This is a genomic window from Citrobacter sp. Awk 4 (genome assembly GCF_028069725.1).
Lineage (GTDB): Bacteria > Pseudomonadota > Gammaproteobacteria > Enterobacterales > Enterobacteriaceae > Citrobacter_D.
Window position 1 is genome coordinate 12,352 of the sequence record NZ_JANEWG010000038.1, and the last position, 25,043, is coordinate 37,394.

Sequence of the window (25,043 nt, forward strand, 5' to 3'; positions counted from 1 at the left end):
GAGATCGGAATATGTCTTCGATTTATGATAATATGGCTGAATAATCTTTAGCTGAAGAAAGACAATGCTGCAAAATATTCGAATTGTACTGGTGGAAACCTCTCACACTGGCAACATGGGTTCTGTTGCTCGTGCGATGAAAACCATGGGGTTAACCAATCTGTGGCTGGTGAATCCGTTGGTAAAACCTGACTCTCAGGCCATCGCCCTGGCGGCAGGTGCCAGCGATGTGATCGGCAATGCGCAAATTGTTGACTCGCTCGATGAAGCGCTGGCGGGATGCAGCCTGGTCGTCGGCACCAGCGCGCGTTCTCGTACGCTGCCGTGGCCGATGCTTGACCCTCGTGAATGCGGTTTAAAAAGTGTCGCAGAGGCAGCAAATGCGCCTGTTGCGCTGGTTTTTGGGCGTGAACGTGTCGGCCTGACCAATGACGAACTGCAAAAGTGTCATTATCATGTCGCGATTGCTGCGAACCCGGAGTACAGCTCACTTAACCTCGCCATGGCTGTTCAGGTGATTGCCTATGAAGTGCGTATGGCCTGGCTGGCCACGCAGGAATCCGGCGACGCAGAGAAACACGAAGAGACGCCGTATCCGCTGGTGGACGATCTGGAACGTTTTTATGGCCACCTGGAGCAAACGTTGCTTTCAACTGGCTTTATTCGTGAGGGCCACCCGGGACAAGTGATGAACAAATTGCGCCGTCTGTTTACCCGTGCGCGTCCGGAAAGCCAGGAATTAAATATTCTGCGCGGGATTCTGGCATCGATTGAGCAACAAAATAAAGGAAAGTAAGTGCGAGCGACTGACCGGGTAAGCGTAGCGCTATCCGGTGACAGAAAATGGCACTGAAGGTTAAATACCTGACTAAATCAGTCAAGTAAATAGTTGACCAATTTAGTCAGGAATGTCAGACTTGGCCCTGCTATGCAATACCCCCATTTTACAATAAAAACCCCGGGCAGGGGCGAGTTTGAGGTTAAGTAAGACATGAGACTGACATCTAAAGGGCGCTATGCCGTGACCGCAATGTTGGACGTTGCGCTCAACTCTGAAGCGGGCCCGGTACCGTTGGCTGATATTTCTGAACGTCAGGGAATCTCCCTTTCTTATCTGGAACAGCTGTTTTCACGTTTGCGGAAAAACGGTCTGGTTTCCAGCGTACGTGGACCTGGCGGTGGTTATCTGCTGGGCAAAGATGCAGGCAGCATCGCAGTAGGTGAAGTGATCAGCGCTGTTGACGAGTCGGTTGATGCGACCCGTTGCCAGGGCAAAGGCGGTTGTCAGGGCGGCGATAAGTGCCTGACGCATGCGCTGTGGCGTGATTTGAGTGACCGTCTGACCGGTTTCCTTAACAATATTACCCTGGGCGAACTGGTGAATAACCAGGAAGTGCTGGATGTGTCTGGTCGCCAGCACACTCACGACAACCCGCGCAGTGCTCGTACACAAGAGGCAATCGACGTGAAGTTGCGCGCCTAATTTGCCCGTCATATTTCGTGCTGCAACTGCGTTGGCCGCACTTGCTCGCCCCAGTCACTTACTTGATGTAAGCTCCTGGGACTCTCAAGTTTGCCGCCTTGCTGCAACACGAACTATTTAGGGCAAAAAATTATAAAGAATTCAGAGTCAGGCCGGGGTGTTACACACCCCGTTAACGCGGTCGTACATCCAGCCGGTTGCCTGACTCCTTGCATTGAGTGATGTACGGAGTTTAAGAGCAATGAAATTACCGATTTATCTCGATTACTCCGCAACCACGCCGGTGGATCCGCGTGTTGCCGAGAAAATGATGCAGTGTCTGACTCTGGACGGAAACTTTGGTAACCCAGCTTCCCGTTCACACCGTTTTGGCTGGCATGCTGAAGAGGCGGTTGATATCGCCCGTAATCAGATTGCTGACCTGGTGGGTGCCGACCCGCGTGAAATTGTTTTCACCTCCGGTGCAACCGAATCCGACAACCTGGCGATCAAAGGTGCAGCCAACTTTTATCAGAAAAAAGGCAAGCACATCATCACCAGCAAAACCGAACATAAAGCCGTGCTGGATACCTGTCGTCAGCTGGAGCGCGAAGGGTTTGAAGTGACCTACCTGGCGCCGCAGAGCAACGGTATTATCGACCTGAAAGAACTGGAAGCGGCGATGCGTGACGACACCATCCTCGTGTCGATTATGCACGTGAACAACGAAATCGGCGTGGTACAGGATATTGCGACGATCGGCGAAATGTGCCGTGCGCGCGGGATCATCTACCACGTTGACGCTACTCAGAGCGTGGGCAAACTGCCTATCGATCTGAGCCAGTTGAAAGTGGATCTGATGTCCTTCTCCGGCCACAAAATCTATGGTCCGAAAGGCATTGGCGCGCTGTATGTGCGTCGTAAACCGCGTATCCGCATCGAAGCTCAGATGCACGGCGGCGGTCACGAGCGCGGCATGCGTTCCGGTACGTTGCCTGTTCACCAGATTGTCGGCATGGGTGAAGCTTACCGTATCGCCAAAGTTGAGATGGAAACCGAGATGGCGCGTCTGCGTGGTCTGCGCAACCGTCTGTGGGAAGGCGTGAAAGATATGGAAGAGGTTTACCTGAACGGCTCCCTCGAGCAAGGCGCGCCGAACATTCTTAACGTCAGCTTTAACTATGTTGAAGGCGAATCGCTGATTATGGCGCTGAAAGATCTGGCCGTCTCTTCTGGTTCCGCCTGTACGTCCGCAAGCCTCGAGCCATCCTATGTGCTGCGTGCGCTGGGGATGACCGACGAGCTGGCACATAGCTCTATCCGTTTCTCTTTAGGTCGTTTTACTACCGAAGAAGAAATTGATTACACCATCGCTCTGGTTCGCAAATCCATTGGTCGTCTGCGTGAACTTTCTCCGTTGTGGGACATGTTCAAGCAGGGCGTGGATCTGAACAGCATCGAATGGTCACATCATTAATCGGTACCGATAAGGGGAATTCATCATGGCTTACAGCGAAAAAGTAATCGATCATTACGAGAATCCACGTAACGTGGGTTCTTTTGACAACAGCGACGAGAACGTGGGCAGCGGTATGGTGGGTGCACCAGCCTGTGGCGACGTGATGAAGTTGCAGATTAAAGTCAACAATGAAGGTATCATTGAAGACGCGCGTTTCAAGACTTACGGCTGTGGTTCCGCCATTGCCTCCAGCTCCCTGGTTACCGAATGGGTAAAGGGGAAATCGCTGGACGAAGCACAGGCAATTAAAAACACAGACATCGCAGACGAGCTTGAACTGCCGCCAGTGAAAATTCACTGTTCCATTCTGGCAGAAGACGCAATTAAAGCCGCCATTGCGGACTACAAAAGCAAACGTGAAGCAAAATAAAAAGAGTTGAGGTTTTGTTATGTCGATTACACTTAGCGACAGTGCAGCAGCGCGAGTTAATACCTTTCTGGCCAACCGCGGTAAAGGGTTTGGTCTGCGTCTGGGTGTGAGAACCTCTGGCTGCTCGGGTATGGCTTATGTACTGGAATTTGTCGATGAACCGGCGGCTGAAGACACCGTGTTTGAAGACAAAGGCGTAAAAGTAGTGGTCGACGGCAAGAGCCTGCAATTTCTGGACGGTACGCAACTGGACTTCGTGAAAGAAGGTCTGAACGAAGGGTTTAAATTCACTAACCCGAACGTAAAAGACGAGTGTGGATGCGGCGAAAGCTTCCACGTGTAACGCGCTTACCGATAACCCCACCGTGGTCGCCTGCGCGTGGGGTTTGTTTTACCTGACTCTCTGTAAAAGAGAATCGCTGCCCTGAGAATGTTATGGACTACTTCACCCTCTTTGGCTTACCGGCGCAATATCAACTCGATACTCAGGCGCTGAGCCTTCGTTTTCAGGATCTTCAACGTCAGTATCATCCTGATAAATTCGCCAGCGGTACGCAGGCGGAGCAACTCGCTGCCGTACAACACTCCGCCAACATTAACCAGGCCTGGCAAACGTTGCGCCATCCTTTGATGCGTGCCGAATATTTGTTGTCACTGCACGGTTTCGATCTTTCCAGCGAGCAGCACACCGTGCGTGATACCGCGTTCCTGATGGAACAGCTCGAACTGCGTGAAGAGCTTGATGAGATTGAACAGGTGAAGGATGAAGCGCGGCTGGAAGGTTTTATCAAGCGTGTGAAAACGATGTTTGAGACCCGCCGTCAGCAGATGGTGGAACAGTTAGACAATGAGACGTGGGATAGGGCGGCAGACACCGTGCGTAAACTGCGTTTTCTCGATAAACTGCAAAGCTCAGCAGAACAACTCGAAGAAAAGCTGCTCGATTTTTAATTTTCGGAAGCGAATATGGCCTTATTACAAATTAGTGAGCCTGGTCTGAGTGCTGCGCCGCACCAGCGTCGTCTGGCGGCCGGTATCGACTTAGGCACCACCAACTCTTTAGTGGCGACCGTGCGTAGCGGGCAGGCGGAAACGCTGGCCGATCACGAAGGCCGTCACCTGTTGCCGTCAGTGGTTCACTATCAGCAGCAGGGCCACTCGGTCGGTTACGACGCACGCGCCAATGCCGCGCTGGATACCGCCAACACCATCAGCTCGGTTAAACGTATGATGGGCCGTTCTCTGGCGGACATTCGTGCACGTTACCCGCACCTGCCCTATCAGTTTCAGGCAAGTGAAAACGGTCTGCCGATGATCGAAACTGCGGCAGGATTGTTGAATCCGATACGTGTCTCTGCCGATATCCTGAAAGCGCTGGCGGCGCGGGCAACCGAATCACTGTCAGGTGAACTGGACGGCGTCGTCATCACGGTTCCGGCGTATTTTGATGACGCACAGCGTCAGGGCACCAAGGACGCCGCGCGTCTGGCAGGGCTGCATGTGCTGCGTCTGCTTAATGAACCGACGGCGGCGGCAATTGCCTATGGCCTGGACTCCGGTAAAGAGGGCGTCATCGCGGTTTATGACCTGGGCGGCGGCACGTTTGATATTTCGATTTTACGCCTGAGTCGCGGTGTGTTCGAAGTGCTGGCGACCGGCGGTGATTCCGCGCTGGGCGGCGATGACTTCGACCATCTGCTGGCTGACTACATTCGCGAACAAGCCGGTGTTGCCGACCGTAGCGACAACCGTGTACAGCGCGAACTGCTGGATGCGGCGATTGCGGCGAAAATCGCGCTCAGCGATTCCGATGTCGTCACCGTGAATGTGGCGGGATGGCAGGGTGACATTACCCGCGAACAGTTTAACGAACTCATTTCCGCACTGGTCAAACGTACCCTGTTGGCCTGCCGTCGCGCATTGAAAGATGCCGGTGTCGAGGCGCAGGATGTGCTGGAAGTGGTGATGGTCGGGGGATCCACCCGTGTGCCGTTGGTGCGCGAACGCGTCGGGGAATTCTTTGGTCGTCCGCCGCTGACTTCTATCGACCCGGATAAAGTGGTCGCCATCGGCGCTGCGATCCAGGCTGATATTTTGGTCGGTAACAAGCCGGACAGCGAAATGCTGCTGCTGGATGTGATCCCGCTGTCGCTGGGTCTGGAAACCATGGGTGGCCTGGTGGAAAAAGTGATCCCTCGCAACACCACGATTCCAGTGGCGCGTGCGCAGGACTTCACCACCTTTAAAGACGGTCAGACCGCCATGTCTATCCACGTAATGCAGGGTGAACGTGAACTGGTGCAGGATTGCCGTTCGCTGGCACGCTTCGCATTGCGAGGAATTCCGGCGCTGCCTGCCGGTGGGGCGCATATTCGCGTGACTTTCCAGGTCGATGCCGACGGTCTGTTGAGCGTCACTGCGATGGAGAAATCCACTGGCGTCGAATCGTCTATCCAGGTTAAGCCTTCGTACGGCCTGACGGACAGCGAAATCGCCTCCATGATCCAGGACTCCATGAGCTTTGCCGAGCAGGATGTAAAAGCCCGTATGCTGGCAGAGCAAAAAGTCGAAGCTGCACGCGTGCTGGAAAGCTTGACCAGCGCGCTCATTGCGGATGCCGCGCTGCTCAGCGCCGCAGAGCGTCAGGTTATCGACGATGCCGCCGCGCACTTACGCGAGGTTGCACAGGGCGATGATGTTGACGCCATTGAACAAGCCATCAAAAACGTAGACAAACAAACCCAGGAATTCGCCGCTCGCCGTATGGACCAGTCGGTCCGTAGCGCGCTGAAAGGCCAATCCGTGGACGAGGTTTAATATGCCAAAGATTGTTTTTCTGCCTCATCAGGATCTCTGTCCCGATGGCGCAGTTCTGGAAGCCGAAAGCGGAGAAACCATTCTTGATGTTGCCCTGCGCAACGGTATCGAGATTGAACACGCCTGTGAAAAATCCTGTGCCTGCACTACCTGCCACTGCATCGTACGTGAAGGTTTCGACTCCCTGGCCGAAAGCTCGGAAGACGAAGACGACATGCTGGATAAGGCCTGGGGACTGGAGCCGGAGAGTCGTTTAGGCTGCCAGGCGCGCGTCACTGACGAAGATTTAGTGGTCGAAATCCCACGTTACACAATCAACCATGCGCGTGAGCATTAACAGGGGGTAGTATGGGATTGAAGTGGACTGATAGCCGCGAGATTGGTGAAGCGCTGTATGATGCCTTCCCCGATCTTGACCCAAAGACTGTTCGTTTCACCGACCTGCATCAATGGATCTGCGAGCTGGAAGATTTCGATGATGACCCGCAGGCATCAAACGAAAAAATTCTTGAAGCCATCCTGCTGATCTGGCTGGACGAAGCTGAATAAGTAAACGGGCTGCCCACGGGTGGCCCGTTTTTCTGTATGTGCGAATTATGTGCGAATAAGGAAAATAACAATGACAGAAGCCATGAAAATTACGCTTTCCACGCAACCTGCTGACGCTCGCTGGGGAGAAAAAGCGACATACAGCATTAATAACGAAGGCATTACCCTGCATCTCAATGGGAAAGACGACCTTGGTGTTATCCAGCGCGCGGCGCGTAAAATCGACGGTCTGAGTATCAAACATGTGCAGTTGACCGGGGAAGGCTGGGATACGGATCGCTGCTGGGCATTCTGGCAGGGTTACAAAGCGCCGAAAGGCAGCCGTAAAGTGGAATGGCCGGATCTGGAGGACGCGCAACGTCAGGAACTGGAGAGCCGTCTGACTATTATCGACTGGGTGCGCGATACCATTAACGCGCCAGCGGAAGAGCTTGGGCCGGAACAACTGGCGCAGCGTGCGGTGGATTTGTTGTGTAGCGTGGCGTGCGACCACGTCTCTTATCGCATCACTAAAGGTGAAGATCTGCGCGAGCAGAACTATATGGGTCTGCACACGGTGGGGCGTGGTTCCGAACGTCCGCCGGTTCTGTTGGCGCTGGATTACAATCCGACGGGCAGCAAAGAAGCGCCGGTGTATGCCTGCCTGGTGGGTAAAGGGATCACCTTTGATTCCGGTGGTTACAGCATTAAGCAAAGCGCGTTTATGGACTCGATGAAGTCCGATATGGGCGGTGCGGCAACGGTGGCTGGCGCGCTGGCGTTTGCTATTACCCGTGGTCTGAACAAACGTGTGAAGCTCTACCTGTGCTGTGCGGATAACCTGATCAGCGGCAATGCCTTCAAACTGGGTGATATTATTCGCTATCGCAACGGCAAAAACGTTGAAATCATGAACACGGATGCAGAAGGGCGTCTGGTTCTGGCGGACGGGTTGATTGATGCCTGCGCACAAAAACCGGAGCTGATCATTGATGCCGCGACGCTCACGGGGGCGGCGAAAACCGCGCTGGGTAATGATTATCACGCGCTGTTCAGCTTTGACGATCAACTGGCAGGTCGTCTGCTGGCGAGCGCGACGGCAGAAAATGAGCCGTTCTGGCGTTTGCCGCTGGCTGAGTTCCACCGTAACCAGTTGCCGTCTAACTTTGCAGAACTGAACAACACTGCCAGTGCGGCGTACCCGGCAGGGGCGAGTACGGCGGCGGGGTTCCTGTCGCATTTTGTGGAAAACTACCAGCAAGGTTGGCTGCATATCGACTGCTCCGCAACCTACCGCAAGGCACCGGTAGAGCAGTGGTCCGCAGGGGCGACAGGACTGGGTGTCCGCACGATTGCTAATCTACTGACTGCCTGAAAAGTGTTTTTGTAGGCCGGGTAAGCGAAGCGCCACCCGGCATTTTGCCTGATGGCGACGCAGTGCGTCTTATCAGGCCTACAACCCATATATAATTTGTGATCTCTATGTCTGAAACAAAAAACGAATTAGAAACCCTGCTGGAGAAGGCGGCTACTGAGCCCGCGCATCGTCCGGCATTTTTCCGCACTTTACTGGAGTCTACCGTCTGGGTTCCGGGCACCGCCGCAGAAGGCGAAGCGATTGTTGAAGACAGCGCGCTGGATCTGCAGCACTGGGAAAAAGAGGACGGCACGACGGTCATCCCATTTTTCACCTCGCTTGAAGCCTTGCAGCAAGCCGTGGAAGAAGAGCAGGCATTTGTGGTGATGCCGGTGCGTACCCTGTTTGAAATGACGCTGGGCGAGACGCTTTTTCTCAATGCCAAACTGCCGACGGGCAAAGAGTTTATGCCGCGTGAAATCAGTCATTTGATCGGTGAAGAGGGCAATCCACTGAGTACTCAGGAGGTACTGGAAGGCGGCGAATCGTTGATCCTCTCCGAAGTGGCAGAACCGCCAGCGCAGATGATTGATTCGCTGACGACGCTGTTTAAAACCATTAAACCGGTAAAAAGGGCGTTCCTTTGTTCGATCAAAGACAGCGCAGAAGCACAACCCAACCTGCTAATTGGTATCGAAGCGGATGGCGATATTGAGGAGATTATTCAGGCGGCGGGCAGCGTGGCGACCGACACGTTACCGGGCGATGAACCGATTGATATCTGCCAGGTAGTGAAAGGTGATAAGGGGATTAGCCACTTTTTTTCCGAGCATATCGCGCCGTTCTACGAGCGCCGCTGGGGCGGGTTCCTGCGCGATTTTAAACAGAATCGGATCATCTGAAAAAGCCTGATGGCGCTGCGCTTATCAGGCCTACAAGGGGCAATTTTGTTGGCCGGATAGCGTTTAGCGCAATCCGGCATTGCAATCATTAAGCAGGCTCTACCGGTAAATCGGCGCGTGCGCCCCATTCACTCCATGCGCCGTCATACAGTGCAACGTTCTGCACGCCGAGCGTCGTCAGCGCCAGAACCACGACAGCCGCCGTGACGCCTGAACCGCAGCTTGCGATGATCGGTCTGTCAAAACTGACCCCGTGGCTGAAGAAAATAGTATCCAGCTCGTCAGCTGTTTTTAACGCGCCATCACGGACCAGTTCACTCCACGGTACGTTTAGGGCGCCAGGAACGTGACCGCGTCTCAGGCCCGGGCGCGGTTCGTCGACTTCTGCATTGAATCGTGCTGCCGGACGGGCATCAACAATCTGCGCCGTTTTTTCATGACTGGCCAGCAAGACATCGGTCACACGCACGACTGACTCTGGGGTGAATTTAACCTCAAACTCCCCTTCACCCGGTGCGGCTTCCCCTTCCTCTAACGGCCGTTTTTCACGCAGCCAGCCTGCAAGTCCACCGGCAAGAATAGAGACATTTTCTACCCCGAAGGTGCGGAGCATCCACCACGCACGCGGGGCAGAGAAGAGGTTGCCATCGTCATAGACCACCAGATGTTTATCCTGAAAGACACCCAGTTCGCGCATTGCGACAGCGAAAGCTTCCGGGCGGGGCATCATGTGCGGCAATGATGAGGTATGGTCGGAGAGCGCTTCGATATCGAAAAAAACAGCCCCGGGGATGTGGCCTGTGCGGTATTCGCCCGCAACGTCACGGTCTTCTTGTCCTGGGGGAGCCATGCGGGCGTCAATGATTTGTATTTCCGGGTCGTCGATATGTTCTGCAAGCCAGTCGGCTGTAACAAACCAGGGGGTAGTCATAGGCGTCTCCATTTTTACCAGTTCTTTGGCAAATTGTCGGCCGTTTGCCGTAAAGGAACAAGTAAAAGAGGCTGATTTATCAGGCGGAGCCACATTTCTCACTAAAAAATCAGAATTCATCATATTGATACGGACGTACACAACTGGAAATATCACGCATAATATCTTATCAACAGTGGCAACGGGCCTGAGTGGCCAGGGATGAACGATGAAACACTTACGTGTAGCAGCCTGTATGCTGCTGGCAGCGCTGGCGGGATGCGATAACAGCGACGACGCAACGACAACGGCAAAAAATACTACGTCTGCACCTCAGGCAACAAAGCCTAAAAATGCCGCCCCTGCGCAACAGGCAGCAGCGGTGAAAGATCCCGCGTTGTTGCAGAAGCTGACTCAGCAAAGCCAGGGGAAAGCGCTAACGCTGCTGGATGCATCGGAAGTCCAGTTGGAAGGCGCTGCCGCGCTGGTGCTCACATTCTCGATCCCGTTAGATCCTGAGCAAGACTTTTCCCGTACCGTGCATGTGGTTGATAAAAAAAGCGGCAAGATCGACGGGGCCTGGGAGCTTGCGCCAAATCTGAAAGAATTGCGTTTACGGCATCTTGAGCCAAATCGGGATCTGATCGTGACGGTTGAGCGCGATGTAAAGGCGTTGAATAAAGCCACGTTTGGTAGCGATTATGAAAAAACCATCACGACGCGGGATATTCAACCGAGTGTGGGATTCGCCAGTCGCGGCTCGTTGCTGCCGGGGAAAGTGGTTGAAGGCTTGCCGGTGATGGCACTCAATGTGAACAATGTGGATGTTAATTTCTTTCGGGTTAAACCCGAGTCGCTGGCGGCATTTGTCAGCCAGTGGGAGTACCGGAATTCAGTCTCAAACTGGGAATCTGACAATCTGCTTAAAATGGCGGATTTGGTCTATACCGGCCGCTTCGATTTAAATCCTGCCCGTAATACCCGCGAAAAACTCCTCCTGCCATTAAGCGAGATTAAGCCATTACAGCAGGCAGGGGTCTATGTGGCAGTGATGAATCAGGCAGGACATTATAATTACAGCAATGCCGCTACGCTGTTTACACTCAGCGACATCGGTGTTTCTGCGCACCGTTATCACAACCGGCTTGATGTTTTTACGCAAAGTCTGGGGAACGGTGCCGCGCAACAGGGCATTGAGGTCGCTTTACTCAATGATAAGGGACAAACACTGGCGCAAGCGACCAGTGATGCGCAGGGACACGTCCAACTGGAGACGGACAAAAACGCGGCGTTATTGCTGGCGAGAAAAGACGGGCAAACCACGCTGCTGGATTTGAAATTGCCTGCTCTGGATCTGGCTGAATTTAATATTGCGGGCGCACCAGGTTACAGCAAACAGTTCTTTATGTTTGGACCCCGCGATCTCTATCGTCCTGGTGAAACGGTGATCCTCAATGGGTTACTGCGTGACAGCGACGGCAAGGCGTTGCCCGATCAACCCGTCAAACTGGAAGTGGTGAAACCGGATGGTCAGGTGTTACGTACGGTAGTGAGTCAGCCAGAAAACGGCTTGTATCGCTTTACGTACCCGCTGGACAGCGGTGCGGCGACCGGCATGTGGCACATCCGCGCGAACACAGGCGATAACCAGTCACGGATGTGGGATTTCCACGTTGAAGACTTTATGCCCGAGCGGATGGCGCTCAACCTGACAGCACAAAAAACACCGATAGCCCCCGCCGATGAAGTGAAATTCTCTGTCGTCGGCTACTACCTGTACGGCGCACCAGCAAACGGTAATGCGTTGCAAGGACAGCTGTTTTTGCGCCCGCTGCGAGAAGCAGTATCGGCGCTGCCGGGATTCCAGTTTGGTAATATTGCCGAAGAGAATCTCTCCCGCAGTCTCGATGAAGTTCAGTTAACGCTGGATGATACAGGACGCGGTGAGGTGACGACGACGAGCCAGTGGCAAGAGGCGCACTCGCCGTTGCAGGTGATCCTACAGGCAAGCTTGCTGGAGTCAGGAGGACGCCCGGTGACGCGCCGTGTTGAACAGGCTATTTGGCCTGCGGAAACATTGCCTGGCATTCGTCCGCAATTCGCTGCGAAAGCCGTGTATGACTACCGCACGGACACTACGGTAAATCAGCCAATTGTGGACGAAGGCAGCAATGCGGCCTTTGACATTGTCTACGCCGATGCGCAAGGCGTAAAAAAGGCGGTTTCAGGATTACAGGTTCGTTTGATTCGCGAGCGGCGTGATTACTACTGGAACTGGTCAGAAAGCGAAGGCTGGGAATCACAGTTTGATCAAAAAGATCTGGTGGAAGGAGAACAGTCTCTCGATCTTAACGCGGACGAAACCGGCAAAGTCAGCTTTCCCGTTGACTGGGGTTCATATCGTCTGGAGGTGAAAGCGCCAAACGACGCGGTCAGTAGCGTCAGATTCTGGGCTGGATACAGCTGGCAGGATAACAGCGATGGCAGCGGCGCTGCCCGTCCGGATCGTGTCACGCTGAAACTGGATAAACCTACCTATCGCCCTGGCGACACCCTCAAGTTGCATATCGCTGCGCCTGCTGCGGGCAAAGGGTATGCGATGGTGGAATCGAGCGACGGCCCGTTGTGGTGGAAAGAAATTGATGTCCCTGCGGAGGGACTTGAACTGGCGATTCCGGTCGATAAAACCTGGAATCGCCACGATTTATACCTGAGCGCGCTGGTGGTGCGCCCTGGCGATAAATCACGCTCAGCCACGCCGAAACGCGCTGTCGGGTTATTACATCTGCCGTTAGGGGATGAAACCCGCCGTCTGGACCTGAGTCTGGACACGCCAGCCAAAATGCGTCCCAATCAACCGCTCACGGTGAAGGTGAAAGCCAGCGTCAAACAGGGCGAAACACCAAAACAGGTCAATGTGCTGGTGTCCGCCGTGGACAGCGGGGTGCTGAATATTACGGATTACGTGACGCCGGATCCGTGGCAGGCGTTCTTCGGGCAAAAACGCTATGGCGCAGATATCTATGATATTTACGGCCAGGTGATTGAAGGCCAGGGGCGTCTGGCGGCGCTTCGCTTTGGTGGCGATGGCGATGCACTCAAACGCGGCGGTAAACCACCAGTCAACCATGTGAACATTGTGGCGCAGCAGGCATTGCCAGTGGCGCTCAATGAACAGGGTGAAGGTACGGTGACTCTGCCGATTGGTGATTTTAATGGTGAACTGCGGGTCATGGCACAGGCGTGGACTGCCGAAAATTTTGGCAGCAGTGAAAGCAAAGTGGTCGTTGCGGCGCCAGTGATTGCGGAGCTGAATACCCCACGCTTTATGGCTGCTGGCGATACCTCACGCCTGACGCTGGACGTCACGAACCTGACAGACAAGCCGCAAACGCTCAATATCACGCTTAACGCCAGCGGATTACTCGAACTGGTGAGCCAACAGCCTCAGCCCGTCAATCTGGCGCCGGGAGTCAGGACCACATTGTTCATTCCCGTGCGTGCTCTTGAGGGTTTTGGCGATGGCGAATTACAGGCAACTATCGACGGAGTAAGCCTGCCGGGTGAAACCATTGCCGCGCAAAATAAACAGTGGAAGATTGGGGTACGCCCTGCCTGGCCTGCCCAGACGGTAAACAGCGGCGTCACTCTGCAACCCGGAGAAACCTGGCGTGCACCTGCGCAGAATCTGGAGAATTTCTCTGTGGTTACGCTACAGGGGCAATTGTTGCTGAGCGGCAAACCGCCGCTGAATTTGGCGCGTTATATTCGTGAATTGAAAGCGTATCCGTACGGGTGTCTTGAGCAGACCGCCAGCGGACTGTTCCCTTCACTGTATACCAATGCGGCGCAGTTGAAGGCGCTGGATATTACGGGCGATAGCGATGAAAAACGTCGTGCGGCGGTCGATGTCGGTATTTCTCGTATTTTGCAGATGCAGCGTGATAACGGCGGTTTTGCTCTGTGGGATAAAAACGGACCGGAAGAGTATTGGCTGACGGCTTATGCGATGGACTTCCTCGTGCGTGCTGGCGAACAAGGATACAGCGTGCCGACGGAGGCGGTGAACCGTGGCAATGAACGCCTGCTTCGCTATCTGCAGGACCCGGGCATGATGTCGATCCGCTACAGCGACGATACTCCGGCCAGCAAATTTGCTGTTCAGGCGTACGCTGCGCTGGTACTAGCACGCCAGCAAAAGGCGCCTTTGGGCGCGTTGCGTGAGATCTGGGAACGTCGTGCTCAGGCCGCATCAGGCTTGTCCTTGCTGCAATTGGGTATTGCGCTGAAAAACATGGGCGATGCCACTCGCAGTGAACAAGCTTTGACGCTGGCTCTCAATACGCCGCGGCGTGATACGCAGCAGTGGATGGCGGATTACGGCAGTTCGCTGCGCGATAACGCGCTGATGTTGTCGCTGCTGGAAGAAAATAAACTCAAACCGGATGTGCAAAATACCTTGCTGAACACCTTGTCTGAGCAGGCATTCGGCCAGCGCTGGCTTTCCACTCAGGAAAGTAATGCTCTGTTCCTTGCAGCGCGAACTTTGCAGGATTTGCCGGGGAACTGGCAGGCGCAGACTTCGCTTTCAGAGCAGCCGCTTACGGGCACCAACGCACAAACGCGTAATCTTGATGCCGACCAGTTATCTACCCTTGCTGTCACTAACAGCGGCAATCAACCGCTGTGGCTGCGTCTGGACAGCAGCGGCTATCCGGATTCAGCTCCTGCGTCGACAAGTCACGTTCTGCAAATTGAACGCCAGATCCTGGGAACCGACGGGCAGCGTAAATCGCTCTCCTCTTTGCGTAGCGGCGAACTGGTGCTGGTTTCGTTGACGGTGACTGCCAGCCAGAATGTACCCGATGCTCTGGTCGTGGATTTATTACCCGCCGGGCTTGAACTGGAAAACCAGAATCTGGCGAACGGCAGCGCCAGCCTGCAGGATAGCGGTAGCGCGGTGCAGAATCTGTTGAGCCAAATGCAGCAGGCGGACATCCAGCATCTGGAATTCAGAGATGACCGCTTTGTTGCCGCCGTCGCGGTAAATGAAGGACAACCGGTGACGCTGGTCTACCTCGCGCGAGCGGTGACGCCGGGAACGTATCAGGTTCCGGTTCCGCAGGTGGAATCAATGTATGTTCCGAAGTGGCGGGCGACCGGGGCAACCGAAGGATTCATGATTGTTACACCGTAAATGAGAGGCTTTCGAGGAAAACGCGGCTACTGGACTGGACTGGTAGCCGCCCCCATTTTCATTCTCTTTTTGGTATGGGCTGCAGATAAAATCTGGCCGCTGCCGCTCAGGGAAGTGAGCCCTGCGCGGGTGGTGGTGGCGCATGACGGCGTACCGCTTTGGCGTTTTGCTGATGCGGACGGCATCTGGCGTTATCCGGTGACTCCCGAAGAGGTGTCCCCCCGATATCTGGAGGCGCTCATCAATTATGAAGATCGCTGGTTCTGGAAGCATCCAGGGGTAAATCCGTTTTCTGTCGTACGCGCAGCCTGGCAGGATCTCTCCTCCGGACGTGTGGTGTCTGGCGGCAGTACACTCACCATGCAGGTCGCCAGATTGCTTGATCCCCATCCGCGCACATTCGGCGGCAAGTTTCGCCAGCTTTGGCGCGCGCTTCAGCTTGAATGGCATCTCTCCAAACGCGATATTTTGACGTTGTATCTTAACCGCGCGCCCTTTGGGGGAACGTTGCAAGGCATTGGCGCAGCAAGCTGGGCCTACCTCGGAAAACCGCCAGGGAAACTGAGCTATTCGGAAGCGGCGCTGTTGGCCGTTTTGCCGCAGGCACCCAGTCGTTTGCGTCCCGATCGCTGGCCGGATCGCGCACAAGCGGCGCGAAATAAAGTGCTGGAACGGATGGCGACCCAGGGCATATGGTCAGCAAAAATCGTGCAGGAAGCTCGTGAAGAACCGGTCTGGCTGTCGCCCCGGAAAATGCCGCAGTTGGCGCCGCTCTTCTCACGCATGATGCTCGGGAAAAGCAAAAGCGACAAAATCGTTACCACGCTGGATGCGGGATTACAGTATCAACTGGAAGAGCTTGCCCAGACCTGGAAAAGCAGGCTTCCCGCCCGCAGTTCACTGGCGATGATCGTTGTTGAACACACCGATATGAGCGTGCGCGGCTGGGTGGGATCGGTGGACATGAACGACGACAGTCGCTTTGGTCATGTCAATATGGTCAATGCGATCCGATCGCCGGGATCGCTGCTCAAACCTTTTGTTTACGGTCTGGCGTTGGATGAAGGTCTGATCCATCCGGCGTCATTATTACAGGACGTCCCGCGCCGTACTGGTGATTATCGCCCGGGGAATTTTGACAGTGGATTTCATGGTCCGGTCAGCATGAGCGAAGCGTTGGTGAGTTCTCTGAATTTACCCGCAGTACAAGTGCTGGAAGCGTATGGTCCAAAACGTTTTGCCGGCAAACTCCGCAATGCAGGTCTGCCGTTGTATTTACCTGCCGGGGCGGCCCCTAATCTTTCACTGATTCTGGGGGGGGCAGGGGCGAAACTGGATGAGATGACGGCGGCCTGGAGCGCCTTTGCGCGTCATGGCAAAGCCGGTGCTTTGCGGCTTCAGCCTGACTCCCCGTTACAAGAACGTCCGTTGATGTCGCCAGGCGCTGCGTGGATTATCCGGCGAATTATGGCGGATGAGGCGCAGCCTTTACCGGATAATACTCTGCCGAGGATTGCGCCGCTGGCATGGAAAACCGGCACCAGCTATGGCTATCGCGATGCCTGGGCAATCGGCATTAACGCGCGCTATGTCATTGGTGTCTGGACGGGCAGGCCGGACGGCACGCCCGTTGTGGGACAGTTTGGATTCGCAAGCGCTATCCCGTTACTGAATCAGGTGAACAATATTTTGCAGGCGCGAACGACGGTTCAGCCTGAAGATCCGCGCCCGCCATCGGTCAGTCAGGGCGTGATCTGTTGGCCTGGAGGACAATCACTTCCCGCAGGAGACCCAAACTGCCGTCGCCGACTGGCCACATGGCTACTGGAAGGCAACCAGCCGCCAACACTGTTATTACCTGAACAGGAAGGGATTAACGGCATCCATTTTCCGGTCTGGCTGGATGACTCGGGAAAACGTGTCGCCGCTGACTGTCCGCAGGCGCGTGAGCAAACGTTGATTGTATGGCCTTTACCGCTTGAACCCTGGCTTCCTGCCTCCGAACGCCGCGCATCGCGGCTTCCACCGGTTTCAACCACCTGTCCGCCGTTGGGGCAGGGGGCGCTTTTACCCCTCCAGTTGACGGGGGTTCGCGACGACGCGATTCTGAGGCGCTTACCCGGATCGCCAGAAGCCTCTTTACCGATCCAAACCCGTGGTGGAACGGAAGAGCGCTGGTGGTTTTTGAATGGAGAACGACTGCCAGAGCGTGGGCGGAATATCACGTTACGCGTTGCGAAAAAAGGAGAATATCAGCTCCTGGTGATGGATGATGCGGGGCAGGTGGCGACAGTGAGATTTACCTTGCAGTAGCTGGACAGTAGACCTGATTGCGTGGAATTGTTGCTAACGTTCGATTTATTTTAAAAAAATGTTACCTTCGTCAATGGTCAACTGGCTGGAGGGTCATTATAATCCGCGCCAGGTCGTACATACGTACATAAACCCTAACGGGTAGATAACAACAGAACATATTCAGAGGTAATCATGGCTATTGAACGTACTTTTTCCATCATCAAACCAAACGCGGTGGCAAAAAACGTTATTGGCAACATCTTTGCGCGCTTTGAAGCAGCAGGGTTTAAAATTGTCGGTACTAAAATGCTGCACCTGACCGTTGAACAGGCTCGCGGATTCTATGCAGAGCACGACGGTAAACCTTTCTTCGATGGCCTGGTAGAGTTCATGACCTCAGGCCCGATCGTCGTTTCCGTACTGGAAAGCGAAAATGCCGTTCAGCGTCATCGCGATCTGCTGGGCGCAACCAACCCAGCTAACGCGCTGGCTGGCACCCTGCGTGCTGACTACGCTGACAGCTTCACTGAAAACGGCACCCACGGTTCTGATTCCGCTGAGTCTGCCGCGCGTGAAATCGCCTATTTCTTTGGCGAAGGCGAAGTGTGCCCGCGTACTCGCTAATCGAGCAGGCGTTTACACATTATTTTCGCTAATGTCTCGCGCAAGCGTGGCATCCTTGCGATAGAATTTGTACAATGCAGCGCCCCCGGACGAGCACCGCTCACCGGGGCGTTTCTTTTTTCAACCCTCCAGGGGCCATAACGTGTAATAACGAGGCCGGAATAGATTATGTCTGAACAAATTGTCACATCTGAATGCATCACCCCGGTAGTTCCTAATAAAGAGAATAAAATTAATCTGTTGGATCTCAACCGCCAGCAGATGCGCGAGTTTTTTAAAGAATTAGGTGAAAAACCCTTCCGCGCCGACCAGGTGATGAAGTGGATGTACCACTATTGCAGCGATGACTTTGATGATATGACCGATATCAACAAGGTATTGCGTGGTAAGCTGAAAGAGGTGGCGGAAATCCGCGCGCCGGAGGTGGTTGAAGAGCAGCGTTCGTCTGACGGCACCATCAAATGGGCGATTGCAGTTGGCGATCAGCGTGTTGAAACGGTCTATATCCCGGAAGACGATCGCGCCACACTGTGTGTCTCTTCACAGGTGGGGTGTGCGCTGGAGTGTAAATTCTGCTCAACTGCGCAGCAAGGCTTTAACCGTAACCTGCGCGTGTCGGAAATTATCGGCCAGGTGTGGCGGGCGGCGAAGATCGTCGGTGCCGCGAAAATCACCGGGCAACGTCCTATTACCAATGTGGTGATGATGGGGATGGGCGAGCCATTACTCAATCTGACCAACGTCGTTCCGGCCATGGAAATCATGCTGGATGATTTCGGGTTCGGTTTATCAAAGCGTCGCGTTACCCTGTCCACCTCCGGTGTTGTACCTGCTCTGGACAAACTGGGTGATATGATTGACGTCGCGCTGGCGATTTCCCTGCATGCGCCGAACGACGAAATTCGTGATGAAATCGTTCCTATCAACAAAAAGTACAATATCGAAACGTTCCTGAGCGCGGTTCGTCGCTATCTGGAGAAATCCAATGCGAACCAGGGGCGCGTCACGATTGAGTATGTCATGCTCGATCATGTTAACGACGGCACCGAACATGCGCATCAACTGGCAGAGTTGCTGAAAGATACGCCGTGCAAGATTAACCTGATTCCGTGGAACCCGTTCCCGGGCGCACCGTATGGACGTAGTTCAAACAGTCGGATCGACCGTTTCTCCAAAGTGTTGATGGGTTACGGCTTCACCACTATTGTGCGTAAAACCCGCGGTGATGATATCGATGCAGCCTGCGGTCAGTTGGCGGGTGACGTGATTGATCGTACTAAACGCACCCTGCGTAAGCGCATGCAGGGTGAAGCAATCGACATTAAAGCGGTTTGATGTTAGTTACGCTGCGGTATAATTAATTTACCGCAGCACTAAGGTAAACTATTTTGAGGTATCGCTATCTCTCTATGCTCAATAATAACGGTGCGTTTTTGTCGACTTTAGGGCAGTATGTAGCGGTGCAACAATAGTTTAGCCTTAGGCTTTAGCTGTTTTGTCATGAGTAACCTGGCAGTCTTATACTGTCCGACTAAGGTTAACTAACCTGATGTTTCGCGGTGCGGGTGGGCATTGTGGCTCGCCGGCACCTGAGCCCTTATTTACACGTACCTGCAGCTGTAGCGAATGAATACTGAAGCCACGCACGACAAAAATGAAGCACAAACCACCGGCGTTCGTCTGCGCAATGCCCGTGAACAACTCGGACTCAGCCAGCAGGCAGTCGCGGAGCGACTTTGCCTGAAGGTTTCCACTGTACGCGACATTGAAGACGATAAGGCACCAGCCGATCTCGCCTCAACGTTCCTGCGCGGGTATATCCGTTCTTACGCACGTTTGGTGCATATTCCTGAAGAAGAGCTGCTGCCAGGGCTGGAAAAGCAGGCACCGATTCGACCGGGCAAAGTCGCCCCGATGCAAAGTTTTTCTCTCGGCAAGCGTCGTAAAAAACGCGATGGCTGGTTGATGACTTTCACCTGGCTGATTCTGTTTGTGGTTGTTGGCCTGACAGGTGCCTGGTGGTGGCAAAATCACAAGGCGCAGCAGGAAGAGATCACCACGATGGCCGATCAATCCACTGCGGAACTGAACGCCAGTAACGAGAGCACGCAGAGCGTACCGCTGGATACCAGCGCGACGGCAAGCCCGGATAATGCTCAAGCGCCTGCTGACGCCGCGAATACGACAACTGCGCCGCAGACGCCGGAAGCGACATCCGTTGCGCCGACTGCTGATGCGCAACAGAATGCGGTTGTTGCTCCTTCTCAGGCGAACGTTGATACCGCAACGACGGCTCCTGTTGTTGCTCCAGGCGCGCCATTGCCGACTGACCAGGCTGGCGTAACGACGCCTGCGGTTGATCCCAATGCGCTGGTCATGAACTTCACTGCCGATTGCTGGTTAGAAGTCACTGATGCAACAGGTAAAAAGTTGTTTAGCGGTATGCAGCGTAAAGATGGCAATTTAAACTTAACGGGCCAGGCGCCTTACAAGCTTAAAATTGGCGCTCCGGCCGCGGTACAGATCCAGTATCAAGGAAAGCCTGTCGATCTTAGCCGTTTTATCAGAACTAACCAGGTTGCACGTCTGACCGTTAATGCCGAACAATCACCGGCTCAGTAACAGACGGGCAATGCGGGAGATTTTTCATGCATAACCAGGCTCCAATTCAACGTAGAAAGTCAAAGCGTATTTACGTTGGGAATGTGCCGATTGGCGATGGTGCTCCCATCGCCGTACAATCTATGACCAACACGCGTACCACGGATGTGGTGGCGACGGTCAATCAAATCAAAGCGCTTGAACGCGTTGGTGCCGATATTGTTCGTGTTTCTGTACCGACAATGGATGCTGCCGAAGCGTTTAAACTGATCAAACAGCAGGTCAGCGTACCTCTGGTTGCCGATATCCATTTCGATTATCGCATTGCGCTAAAAGTAGCGGAGTACGGTGTCGATTGTTTGCGGATTAACCCAGGCAATATTGGCAATGAAGAGCGTATCCGTATGGTGGTGGATTGCGCTCGCGACAAGAACATCCCGATCCGCATCGGTGTTAACGCCGGATCGCTGGAAAAAGATCTCCAGGAAAAATACGGCGAACCCACACCGCAAGCGTTGCTGGAATCAGCAATGCGCCATGTGGATCATCTCGATCGTCTCAATTTTGATCAGTTTAAAGTCAGCGTTAAAGCCTCTGATGTTTTTTTGGCGGTTGAATCCTATCGTTTGCTGGCGCGCCAGATCGAACAACCCTTGCATCTCGGGATCACCGAGGCGGGCGGCGCACGCAGTGGCGCCGTGAAATCAGCGATTGGTCTGGGGTTACTGCTGTCGGAAGGGATTGGCGATACGCTGCGCGTCTCGCTGGCTGCCGATCCAGTGGAAGAGATCAAAGTCGGTTTCGATATTCTGAAATCGCTGCGTATTCGTGCTCGCGGAATCAACTTTATCGCTTGCCCAACCTGTTCTCGTCAGGAATTTGACGTCATCGGTACGGTGAATGCGCTGGAACAACGTCTGGAAGATATCATTACGCCGATGGATGTTTCGATTATCGGCTGCGTTGTAAACGGTCCAGGCGAAGCGCTGGTTTCTACGTTGGGTGTGACGGGCGGTAACAAGAAAAGCGGCCTCTATGAAGACGGTGTGCGTAAAGACCGACTCGACAACGACGATATGATCACGCAGCTTGAAGCCCGCATTCGTGCGAAAGCAAGCATCCTGGATGAAGCGCGCCGAATTGACGTGCAGCAGGTTGAAAAATAATAACGTGATGGGAAGCGGCGTGCTTCCCGTGTATGATTGAACCCGCATAGCTCCCGCACCGTTTGGGGAAGCGCTGAGGGTTCATTTTTATATTCAGAAAGAGAATAAACGTGGCAAAAAACATTCAAGCCATTCGCGGCATGAACGATTATCTGCCTGGCGAAACCGCCATCTGGCAGCGCATTGAAGGCACACTCAAAAACGTGCTCGGCAGCTACGGTTACAGTGAAATCCGCTTGCCGATTGTAGAGCAGACCCCGTTATTCAAACGCGCGATCGGTGAAGTTACTGACGTGGTTGAAAAAGAGATGTACACCTTTGAGGACCGTAATGGCGATAGCCTGACATTGCGTCCCGAAGGGACGGCGGGCTGTGTACGCGCCGGCATCGAACATGGTCTCCTGTACAATCAGGAACAGCGTCTGTGGTATATCGGGCCGATGTTCCGCCACGAACGCCCGCAGAAAGGGCGTTATCGTCAATTCCATCAGCTGGGTGTCGAAGTGTTTGGCCTGCAAGGCCCGGACATTGATGCTGAGCTTATCATGCTCACTGCGCGCTGGTGGCGTGCGCTGGGTATTTCTGAACATGTCAGCCTTGAGTTGAACTCTATCGGTTCACTTGAAGCCCGTGCTAACTATCGTGATGCGCTGGTTGCCTTCCTCGAACAGCATAAAGAGAAGCTGGACGAAGACTGCAAACGCCGTATGTATACCAATCCGCTGCGTGTCCTGGATTCCAAAAATCCGGAAGTGCAGGCGTTGCTCAACGACGCGCCGGCGCTGGGTGATTATCTGGATGACGATTCACGCGAACACTTCGCGGGGCTGTGCAAGTTGCTTGAAGCCGCAGGTATTGCCTACACCGTCAACCAACGTCTGGTGCGTGGCCTCGACTACTACAACCGTACCGTCTTTGAATGGGTCACCAACAGCCTGGGCTCACAAGGCACCGTATGTGCGGGTGGTCGTTATGACGGTCTGGTGGAGCAACTTGGCGGTCGCGCAGCCCCGGCGGTCGGTTTTGCCATGGGTCTGGAACGTCTTGTTTTGCTTGTTCAGGCAGTTAATCCGGAATTTAACGTCGATCCTGTTGTCGATATATATCTGGTCGCTTCAGGCGTGGATACGCAGTCCGCTGCGATGACCTTCGCTGAACGTCTGCGTGATGAAATGCCAGGCGTAAAACTGATGACAAACCACGGTGGCGGCAACTTTAAAAAACAGTTTGCCCGTGCCGACAAATGGGGTGCCAGCGTTGCGCTGGTGCTGGGTGAGACTGAAGTGGCTGACGGTACTGTGGTCGTGAAGAATTTGCGCTCTGGTGAGCAAACGACAGTCGCGCAGGATAGCGTTGCCGCATATTTGCGCACTTTGACTCGTTAAGGAGAAGGACCGCGTGGAAATTTACGAGAACGAAAACGATCAGATTGATGCGATCAAACGTTTCTTTGCTGAGAACGGTAAAGCGCTGGTTGTTGGGGTTATTTTAGGGGTTGGTGCGCTGGTCGGCTGGCGCTACTGGACCAGCCATCAGACGGAGTCTGCACGTTCTGCTTCTCTGGCCTATCAAAATGCGGTAACTGCGGTGAGTGCAGGTAAACCTGATAGCCTTCCTGCTGCGGAGAAATTTGCTGCGGAAAACAAAAATACATACGGCGCGCTGGCTTCTATGGAACTGGCGCAGCAGTTTGTTGATAAGAATGAACTTGAGAAAGCCGCTGCCCAGTTACAGCAGGGGTTGACGGCCACCAGCGATGAGAATCTCAAAGCGGTGATCAATCTGCGTCTGGCCCGCGTTCAGGTGCAACTCAAGCAAGCGGATACTGCGCTGAAAACGCTCGACACCATCAAAGGTGAAGGGTGGGCAGCCATTGTCGCCGATTTGCGTGGAGAAGCATTGCTGAGTAAAGGTGATAAACAAGGCGCGCGTAGTGCATGGGAAGCTGGCGTGAAGAGCGACGCTACCCCAGCACTGAGCGAAATGATGCAGATGAAAATCAATAATTTGTCCATCTGAGAGGGACCCGATGCAATTGCGTAAATTACTTCTGCCAGGGCTGCTTTCCGTGAGCCTCGTGAGCGGTTGTTCACTGTTTAGTGGCGAAGAAGATGTTGTTAAGATGTCCCCGTTACCAGTGGTTGAAAATCAGTTTCAACCGTCCACGGCCTGGAGCACTTCTGTAGGCAACGGTATTGGTGATTTCTATTCCAATCTTCATCCTGCTCTGGCGGATAACGTCGTCTATGCAGCCGATCGTGCTGGCGTTGTTAAGGCACTGAATGCAGACGATGGCAAAGAGGTCTGGTCTGTTAATCTGGGAGAGAAAGACGGGTGGTTCTCCAGAGCCTCTGCGCAACTCTCTGGCGGTGTGACCGTTTCCGGCGGCCATGTTTATATCGGCAGTGAAAAAGCGCAGGTGTATGCCTTGAATACCAGCGACGGCACGCCAGCATGGCAGACGAAAGTCGCTGGTGAAGCGTTGTCTCGTCCGGTGGTCAGTGATGGCGTGGTGCTGATTCATACCAGTAACGGCCAACTCCAGGCGTTAAATGAGGCGGATGGTGCTATCAAATGGACCGTCAACCTTGATATGCCGTCACTCTCTCTGCGTGGCGAGTCTGCTCCAGCGACCGCCTATGGTGCCGCAATTGTAGGTGGCGATAATGGCCGTGTCAGTGCGGTGCTGATGCAGCAGGGCCAGATGATTTGGCAGCAGCGTATTTCGCAAACCACAGGGTCGACTGAAATTGACCGTCTGAGCGACGTTGATACGACGCCGGTCATCGTCAATGGCGTTGTTTACGCGCTGGCTTATAATGGTAACCTGACGGCGCTTGATCTGCGCAGCGGTCAGATTATGTGGAAACGTGAGCTGGGTTCGGTGAATGACTTTATCGTTGACGGCAACCGTATTTATCTCGTTGACCAGAATGACCGTATCATGGCGTTGACCACTGACGGTGGCGTGACCCTGTGGACACAAAGCGATCTTTTGCACCGTCTGCTGACTTCACCTGCGCTGTATAATGGCAATTTAGTGGTCGGCGATAGCGAAGGTTATCTGCACTGGCTCAACGTTGAAGATGGTCGTTTTGTGGCTCAGCAAAAAGTAGACGGCTCTGGTTTACTGACCGAACCGGTATCGGCTGATGGTAAACTGCTGCTCCAGGCAAAAGACGGCACGGTGTATTCTATTACGCGTTAACCGTCACGGCCGCTCGCTTTGAAAAACGGCTCCTGGTGCAGGGGCCGTTTTACTGTTTTTAACAACGGCATAAAATGTGCGCGTTGT

The 25,043-nt window shown here is 54.1% G+C and carries 21 protein-coding genes; 20 read left to right on the forward strand and 1 reads right to left on the reverse strand.

The window, feature by feature from the left end; genetic code table 11:
- Nucleotides 1-64: 64 nt before the first annotated feature.
- The 11 genes from trmJ (at nt 65) to sseB (ending at nt 8,955) form a co-directional block, all read left to right on the forward strand.
- On the forward strand, nt 65-796 hold the full coding sequence (gene trmJ, locus NNO04_RS15835; RefSeq protein WP_271445503.1) for a tRNA (cytosine(32)/uridine(32)-2'-O)-methyltransferase TrmJ: 732 nt from the start codon (nt 65-67) through the stop codon (nt 794-796).
- 195 nt (nt 797-991) lie between these two features.
- The gene (gene iscR, locus NNO04_RS15840; RefSeq protein ID WP_271445504.1) at nt 992-1,483 is read left to right on the forward strand and encodes a Fe-S cluster assembly transcriptional regulator IscR; all 492 of its coding nucleotides are present in this window, start codon (nt 992-994) and stop codon (nt 1,481-1,483) included.
- Nucleotides 1,484-1,724: 241 nt separating this feature from the next.
- A complete protein-coding gene (gene iscS, locus NNO04_RS15845; RefSeq protein WP_271445505.1) occupies nt 1,725-2,939 on the forward strand; it encodes a cysteine desulfurase in 1,215 nt (404 codons plus the stop codon).
- 25 nt (nt 2,940-2,964) lie between these two features.
- Nucleotides 2,965-3,351 carry a Fe-S cluster assembly scaffold IscU gene (iscU, locus tag NNO04_RS15850; protein ID WP_002913991.1) on the forward strand — a complete coding sequence of 129 codons (387 nt, stop codon included), beginning with the start codon at nt 2,965-2,967 and terminating at the stop codon, nt 3,349-3,351.
- Nucleotides 3,352-3,370: 19 nt separating this feature from the next.
- Nucleotides 3,371-3,694, forward strand: coding sequence for an iron-sulfur cluster assembly protein IscA (gene iscA, locus NNO04_RS15855; RefSeq protein ID WP_003037681.1), 324 nt, complete (start codon nt 3,371-3,373; stop codon nt 3,692-3,694).
- Between the two features lie 92 nt (nt 3,695-3,786).
- On the forward strand, nt 3,787-4,302 hold the full coding sequence (gene hscB, locus NNO04_RS15860; RefSeq protein ID WP_271445506.1) for a co-chaperone HscB: 516 nt from the start codon (nt 3,787-3,789) through the stop codon (nt 4,300-4,302).
- 15 nt (nt 4,303-4,317) lie between these two features.
- Nucleotides 4,318-6,168, forward strand: coding sequence for a Fe-S protein assembly chaperone HscA (gene hscA / locus NNO04_RS15865; protein ID WP_271445507.1), 1,851 nt, complete (start codon nt 4,318-4,320; stop codon nt 6,166-6,168).
- A 1-nt stretch (nt 6,169) separates the two neighbouring features.
- Nucleotides 6,170-6,505, forward strand: coding sequence for an ISC system 2Fe-2S type ferredoxin (gene fdx / locus NNO04_RS15870; RefSeq protein ID WP_271445508.1), 336 nt, complete (start codon nt 6,170-6,172; stop codon nt 6,503-6,505).
- An 11-nt stretch (nt 6,506-6,516) separates the two neighbouring features.
- A complete protein-coding gene (gene iscX / locus NNO04_RS15875) occupies nt 6,517-6,717 on the forward strand; it encodes a Fe-S cluster assembly protein IscX (RefSeq protein ID WP_162379114.1) in 201 nt (66 codons plus the stop codon).
- Nucleotides 6,718-6,787: 70 nt separating this feature from the next.
- Nucleotides 6,788-8,071: an aminopeptidase PepB gene (gene pepB / locus NNO04_RS15880; protein ID WP_271445509.1), complete on the forward strand. Its 1,284-nt coding sequence runs from the start codon at nt 6,788-6,790 to the stop codon at nt 8,069-8,071.
- A 107-nt stretch (nt 8,072-8,178) separates the two neighbouring features.
- The gene (sseB, locus tag NNO04_RS15885; RefSeq protein ID WP_271445510.1) at nt 8,179-8,955 is read left to right on the forward strand and encodes an enhanced serine sensitivity protein SseB; all 777 of its coding nucleotides are present in this window, start codon (nt 8,179-8,181) and stop codon (nt 8,953-8,955) included.
- A gap of 88 nt (nt 8,956-9,043) precedes the next feature.
- On the opposite strand, the gene sseA is transcribed toward sseB, so the two are convergent.
- Nucleotides 9,044-9,886: a 3-mercaptopyruvate sulfurtransferase gene (gene sseA / locus NNO04_RS15890; RefSeq protein ID WP_271445511.1), complete on the reverse strand. Its 843-nt coding sequence runs from the start codon at nt 9,884-9,886 to the stop codon at nt 9,044-9,046.
- 208 nt (nt 9,887-10,094) lie between these two features.
- Here sseA and NNO04_RS15895 point away from each other — a divergent pair, with 208 nt between their 5' ends.
- From NNO04_RS15895 to bamB, 9 genes are all read left to right on the forward strand, one after another.
- Nucleotides 10,095-15,062, forward strand: coding sequence for an alpha-2-macroglobulin family protein (locus NNO04_RS15895; protein WP_271445512.1), 4,968 nt, complete (start codon nt 10,095-10,097; stop codon nt 15,060-15,062).
- Nucleotides 15,063-17,375, forward strand: coding sequence for a peptidoglycan glycosyltransferase PbpC (gene pbpC / locus NNO04_RS15900; protein WP_271445513.1), 2,313 nt, complete (start codon nt 15,063-15,065; stop codon nt 17,373-17,375).
- 174 nt (nt 17,376-17,549) lie between these two features.
- A complete protein-coding gene (gene ndk, locus NNO04_RS15905) occupies nt 17,550-17,981 on the forward strand; it encodes a nucleoside-diphosphate kinase (RefSeq protein ID WP_162379108.1) in 432 nt (143 codons plus the stop codon).
- A 168-nt stretch (nt 17,982-18,149) separates the two neighbouring features.
- The gene (locus NNO04_RS15910) at nt 18,150-19,316 is read left to right on the forward strand and encodes a bifunctional tRNA (adenosine(37)-C2)-methyltransferase TrmG/ribosomal RNA large subunit methyltransferase RlmN (protein ID WP_271445514.1); all 1,167 of its coding nucleotides are present in this window, start codon (nt 18,150-18,152) and stop codon (nt 19,314-19,316) included.
- Nucleotides 19,317-19,607: 291 nt separating this feature from the next.
- Nucleotides 19,608-20,603: a cytoskeleton protein RodZ gene (rodZ, locus tag NNO04_RS15915; RefSeq protein ID WP_271445515.1), complete on the forward strand. Its 996-nt coding sequence runs from the start codon at nt 19,608-19,610 to the stop codon at nt 20,601-20,603.
- A 26-nt stretch (nt 20,604-20,629) separates the two neighbouring features.
- Nucleotides 20,630-21,748 carry a flavodoxin-dependent (E)-4-hydroxy-3-methylbut-2-enyl-diphosphate synthase gene (gene ispG, locus NNO04_RS15920; protein WP_271445516.1) on the forward strand — a complete coding sequence of 373 codons (1,119 nt, stop codon included), beginning with the start codon at nt 20,630-20,632 and terminating at the stop codon, nt 21,746-21,748.
- Between the two features lie 110 nt (nt 21,749-21,858).
- Nucleotides 21,859-23,133, forward strand: a complete 1,275-nt coding sequence (gene hisS, locus NNO04_RS15925) for a histidine--tRNA ligase (RefSeq protein ID WP_271445517.1) — start codon at nt 21,859-21,861, stop codon at nt 23,131-23,133.
- 13 nt (nt 23,134-23,146) lie between these two features.
- The gene (locus NNO04_RS15930) at nt 23,147-23,767 is read left to right on the forward strand and encodes a YfgM family protein (protein ID WP_271445518.1); all 621 of its coding nucleotides are present in this window, start codon (nt 23,147-23,149) and stop codon (nt 23,765-23,767) included.
- Between the two features lie 10 nt (nt 23,768-23,777).
- Nucleotides 23,778-24,956 carry an outer membrane protein assembly factor BamB gene (gene bamB / locus NNO04_RS15935; RefSeq protein WP_192613063.1) on the forward strand — a complete coding sequence of 393 codons (1,179 nt, stop codon included), beginning with the start codon at nt 23,778-23,780 and terminating at the stop codon, nt 24,954-24,956.
- Nucleotides 24,957-25,043: the final 87 nt, after the last annotated feature.